The sequence below is a fragment of the Thauera aromatica genome (assembly GCF_023093595.1).
GTDB lineage: Bacteria > Pseudomonadota > Gammaproteobacteria > Burkholderiales > Rhodocyclaceae > Thauera > Thauera aromatica_A.
On sequence record NZ_JALLIK010000051.1, the window covers coordinates 1 to 5,241 of the forward strand.

At 54.8% G+C, this 5,241-nt stretch carries 2 tRNA genes and 3 rRNA genes; all 5 read left to right on the forward strand.

Annotated elements, in window-relative coordinates:
• Positions 1 to 46 precede the first annotated feature (46 nt).
• The 5 genes from MXC99_RS00675 (at position 47) to rrf (ending at position 5,188) form a co-directional block, all read left to right on the forward strand.
• Positions 47 to 1,583 (forward strand): 16S ribosomal RNA (locus MXC99_RS00675).
• Positions 1,584 to 1,658: 75 nt separating this feature from the next.
• Positions 1,659 to 1,735 (forward strand) — tRNA-Ile (locus tag MXC99_RS00680).
• Positions 1,736 to 1,762: 27 nt separating this feature from the next.
• Positions 1,763 to 1,838: transfer RNA gene (locus tag MXC99_RS00685), tRNA-Ala, on the forward strand.
• A 230-nt stretch (positions 1,839 to 2,068) separates the two neighbouring features.
• Positions 2,069 to 4,953 (forward strand): 23S ribosomal RNA (locus MXC99_RS00690).
• Positions 4,954 to 5,074: 121 nt separating this feature from the next.
• Positions 5,075 to 5,188, forward strand: a 5S ribosomal RNA gene (gene rrf, locus MXC99_RS00695).
• Together the 16S, 23S and 5S rRNA genes with 2 tRNA genes alongside form the textbook arrangement of a ribosomal RNA operon.
• Positions 5,189 to 5,241: the final 53 nt, after the last annotated feature.

The window sequence follows — 5,241 nt, forward strand, 5'->3', positions numbered from 1 at the left end:
GTGCTCATGCTGATGTAAGTCAGTATTTTGAGTACTTTGTAGGATTGAACTTAAGAGTTTGATCCTGGCTCAGATTGAACGCTGGCGGCATGCTTTACACATGCAAGTCGAACGGCAGCGGGGGCTTCGGCCTGCCGGCGAGTGGCGAACGGGTGAGTAATGCATCGGAACGTGCCCATGTCGTGGGGGATAACGTATCGAAAGGTACGCTAATACCGCATACGTCCTGAGGGAGAAAGCGGGGGATCTTCGGACCTCGCGCGATTGGAGCGGCCGATGTCGGATTAGCTAGTAGGTGAGGTAAAGGCTCACCTAGGCGACGATCCGTAGCGGGTCTGAGAGGATGATCCGCCACACTGGGACTGAGACACGGCCCAGACTCCTACGGGAGGCAGCAGTGGGGAATTTTGGACAATGGGCGCAAGCCTGATCCAGCCATGCCGCGTGAGTGAAGAAGGCCTTCGGGTTGTAAAGCTCTTTCGGCCGGGAAGAAATCGTGGTCTCTAACATAGGCCATGGATGACGGTACCGGACTAAGAAGCACCGGCTAACTACGTGCCAGCAGCCGCGGTAATACGTAGGGTGCGAGCGTTAATCGGAATTACTGGGCGTAAAGCGTGCGCAGGCGGTTTTGTAAGACAGATGTGAAATCCCCGGGCTCAACCTGGGAACTGCGTTTGTGACTGCAAGGCTAGAGTACGGCAGAGGGGGGTGGAATTCCTGGTGTAGCAGTGAAATGCGTAGAGATCAGGAGGAACACCGATGGCGAAGGCAGCCCCCTGGGCCTGTACTGACGCTCATGCACGAAAGCGTGGGGAGCAAACAGGATTAGATACCCTGGTAGTCCACGCCCTAAACGATGTCGACTAGTCGTTCGGAGCAGCAATGCACTGAGTGACGCAGCTAACGCGTGAAGTCGACCGCCTGGGGAGTACGGCCGCAAGGTTAAAACTCAAAGGAATTGACGGGGACCCGCACAAGCGGTGGATGATGTGGATTAATTCGATGCAACGCGAAAAACCTTACCTACCCTTGACATGCCAGGAACCTTGCCGAGAGGCGAGGGTGCCTTCGGGAGCCTGGACACAGGTGCTGCATGGCTGTCGTCAGCTCGTGTCGTGAGATGTTGGGTTAAGTCCCGCAACGAGCGCAACCCTTGTCACTAGTTGCCATCATTTGGTTGGGCACTCTAGTGAGACTGCCGGTGACAAACCGGAGGAAGGTGGGGATGACGTCAAGTCCTCATGGCCCTTATGGGTAGGGCTTCACACGTCATACAATGGTCGGTACAGAGGGTTGCCAAGCCGCGAGGTGGAGCCAATCCCTTAAAGCCGATCGTAGTCCGGATCGTAGTCTGCAACTCGACTACGTGAAGTCGGAATCGCTAGTAATCGCAGATCAGCATGCTGCGGTGAATACGTTCCCGGGTCTTGTACACACCGCCCGTCACACCATGGGAGTGGGTTTCACCAGAAGTAGGTAGCTTAACCTTCGGGAGGGCGCTTACCACGGTGAGATTCATGACTGGGGTGAAGTCGTAACAAGGTAGCCGTATCGGAAGGTGCGGCTGGATCACCTCCTTTCAAGAGAACAGGTCGCAGCGGCCAAGTATCCACAACTTATCGGTTGTTCAAGCGAAGAGCCTCGAAAAGACAAGAGGGTCTGTAGCTCAGCTGGTTAGAGCACCGTCTTGATAAGGCGGGGGTCGTTGGTTCGAACCCAACCAGACCCACCAACAATTATTGGTTGCTCGAGACAGTAGGGGGCTGTAGCTCAGCTGGGAGAGCGGCGGCTTTGCAAGCCGTAGGTCGTCGGTTCGATCCCGACCAGCTCCACCAGGTTTCGAGGTCAGTGAGGCGTCAGGCGTGAGGTGCGAAGGCACTTCAGACCTGACTCTTTACGAGTCGTGCTCTTTAACAAAGTGGAAGAAGTGCAGTGTGCATCGAGCCGGTGCGCACTGCAAGTTGTGTGATTGCATTGGTCACATCACCGTTGTCAGCAGTGGTGTGGCCGCACAAACGAGTTCGTCCTTGTACAGTGGGCCTTCATTGAGGGCTCAAGGTTATAGGATCAAGCGACTAAGTGCATGTGGTGGATGCCTTGGCGATCACAGGCGATGAAGGACGTGTAAGCCTGCGAAAAGCGTGGGGGAGCTGGCAATAGAGCTTTGATCCCACGATGTCCGAATGGGGAAACCCACCCCGCAAGGGGTATCCCGCACTGAATACATAGGTGCGTGGAGGCGAACCGAGCGAACTGAAACATCTAAGTAGCTCGAGGAACAGAAATCAACCGAGATTGCGCAAGTAGTGGCGAGCGAACGCGCAACAGCCTGCACGACTAAACCATCAGCTTAGCAAAACGGTCTGGAAAGTCCGACGATACAGGGTGATAGTCCCGTATGCGAAAAGCCGGTGGCGGGTCTGAGCGTGCGACAAGTAGGGCGGGACACGAGAAATCCTGTCTGAAGATGGGGGGACCATCCTCCAAGGCTAAATACTCGTGATCGACCGATAGTGAACCAGTACCGTGAGGGAAAGGCGAAAAGAACCCCGGGAGGGGAGTGAAATAGATCCTGAAACCGCATGCATACAAACAGTGGGAGCCTCGTAAGGGGTGACTGCGTACCTTTTGTATAATGGGTCAGCGACTTACGTTCAGTAGCGAGCTTAACCGAATAGGGGAGGCGTAGCGAAAGCGAGTCTGATAAGGGCGTCAGAGTTGCTGGGCGTAGACCCGAAACCGGATGATCTATCCATGGCCAGGATGAAGGTGCCGTAACAGGTACTGGAGGTCCGAACCCACTAACGTTGAAAAGTTAGGGGATGAGCTGTGGATAGGGGTGAAAGGCTAAACAAATCCGGAAATAGCTGGTTCTCCCCGAAAACTATTTAGGTAGTGCGTCGTACGGACACTTGCGGGGGTAGAGCACTGTAATCGTTGGGGGGGTCATTGCGATCTACCCCGCGATAGCAAACTCCGAATACCGCAAAGTGATATACGGCAGACAGACATCGGGTGCTAACGTCCGGTGTCAAGAGGGAAACAACCCAGACCGCCAGCTAAGGTCCCAAATGCATGGCTAAGTGGCAAACGAGGTGGGAAGGCCTAGACAGCTAGGAGGTTGGCTTAGAAGCAGCCACCCTTTAAAGAAAGCGTAATAGCTCACTAGTCGAGTCGTCCTGCGCGGAAGATGTAACGGGGCTCAAGCCATGAACCGAAGCTGCGGATGTGTCTTTGACACGTGGTAGGGGAGCGTTCCGTAAGCCTGCGAAGGTGTCTCGTAAGGGATGCTGGAGGTATCGGAAGTGCGAATGCTGACATGAGTAGCGATAAAGGGTGTGAAAAGCACCCTCGCCGTAAGCCCAAGGTTTCCTGCGCAACGTTCATCGGCGCAGGGTGAGTCGGCCCCTAAGGCGAGGCAGAAATGCGTAGTCGATGGGAAACAGGTCAATATTCCTGTACCGCTCTATGATGCGATGGGGGGACGGAGAAGGTTAGCTCGGCCATCTGTTGGAATAGGTGGTTTAAGCGTGTAGTCGTGCCTGGTAGGCAAATCCGCCGGGTTTAGATGAGGCGTGATGACGAGGACCCTCGGGTCCGAAGCGAGTGATACCCAGCTTCCAGGAAAAGCCTCTAAGCTTCAGTCATAGAGTGACCGTACCGCAAACCGACACAGGTGGGCTGGTAGAGAATACCAAGGCGCTTGAGAGAACTCAGGAGAAGGAACTCGGCAAATTGATACCGTAACTTCGGGAGAAGGTATGCCCCACTAGCTTGTAGGAGAACATCCGAAGGGCGAAGGGGCCGCAGAGAATCGGTGGCTGCGACTGTTTATTAAAAACACAGCACTGTGCAAACACGAAAGTGGACGTATACGGTGTGACGCCTGCCCGGTGCCGGAAGGTTAAGTGATGGGGTGCAAGCTCTTGATCGAAGCCCCGGTAAACGGCGGCCGTAACTATAACGGTCCTAAGGTAGCGAAATTCCTTGTCGGGTAAGTTCCGACCTGCACGAATGGCGTAACGATGGCCACACTGTCTCCTCCTGAGACTCAGCGAAGTTGAAATGTTTGTGAAGATGCAATCTCCCCGCGGCTAGACGGAAAGACCCCATGAACCTTTACTGTAGCTTTGCATTGGACTTTGACGGGACTTGTGTAGGATAGGTGGGAGGCTATGAAACCAGGACGCCAGTTCCGGTGGAGCCAACCTTGAAATACCACCCTGGTGTCGTCGAGGTTCTAACCCAGGCCTGTGAATCCAGGTCGGGGACCGTGCATGGTGGGCAGTTTGACTGGGGCGGTCTCCTCCCAAAAGGTAACGGAGGAGTACGAAGGTCACCTAGGTACGGTCGGACATCGTACTGATAGTGCAATGGCAAAAGGTGGCTTGACTGCGAGACCCACACGTCGAGCAGGTGCGAAAGCAGGTCATAGTGATCCGGTGGTTCTGTATGGAAGGGCCATCGCTCAACGGATAAAAGGTACTCTGGGGATAACAGGCTGATTCCGCCCAAGAGTTCACATCGACGGCGGAGTTTGGCACCTCGATGTCGGCTCATCACATCCTGGGGCTGTAGCCGGTCCCAAGGGTATGGCTGTTCGCCATTTAAAGTGGTACGTGAGCTGGGTTTAAAACGTCGTGAGACAGTTTGGTCCCTATCTGCCGTGGGCGCTGGAAGTTTGAGAGGGCCTGCTCCTAGTACGAGAGGACCGGAGTGGACGCACCCCTGGTGTACCGGTTGTGACGCCAGTCGCATCGCCGGGTAGCTATGTGCGGAAGAGATAACCGCTGAAAGCATCTAAGCGGGAAACTCGCCTCAAGATGAGACTTCCCCGGGGCCTCGAGCCCCCTGAAGGGTCGTTGAAGACCACAACGTTGATAGGCCGGGTGTGCAAGCGTGGCAACACGTTCAGCTAACCGGTACTAATTGCCCGTGCGGCTTGATCCTATAACCTTCAAAACAAAACGAACTCAACCCATGACCGACACCACACATCGGTTCATGACAATCACACAACACACTTCTTCCAGCCTTTGCTCTGCAAAACAACGCGGAGAACAAGTCAAAGTCTGACGACCATAGCCGTGCGGTACCACCCCTTCCCTTCCCGAACAGGACCGTGAAACGCACTCGCGCCGATGATAGTGAGGCATGCCCTCGTGAAAGTAGGTCATCGTCAGACTAACCCACAAAAAAACGCCCAGAGAACACAACTCTGGGCGTTTTTGCGTCTAC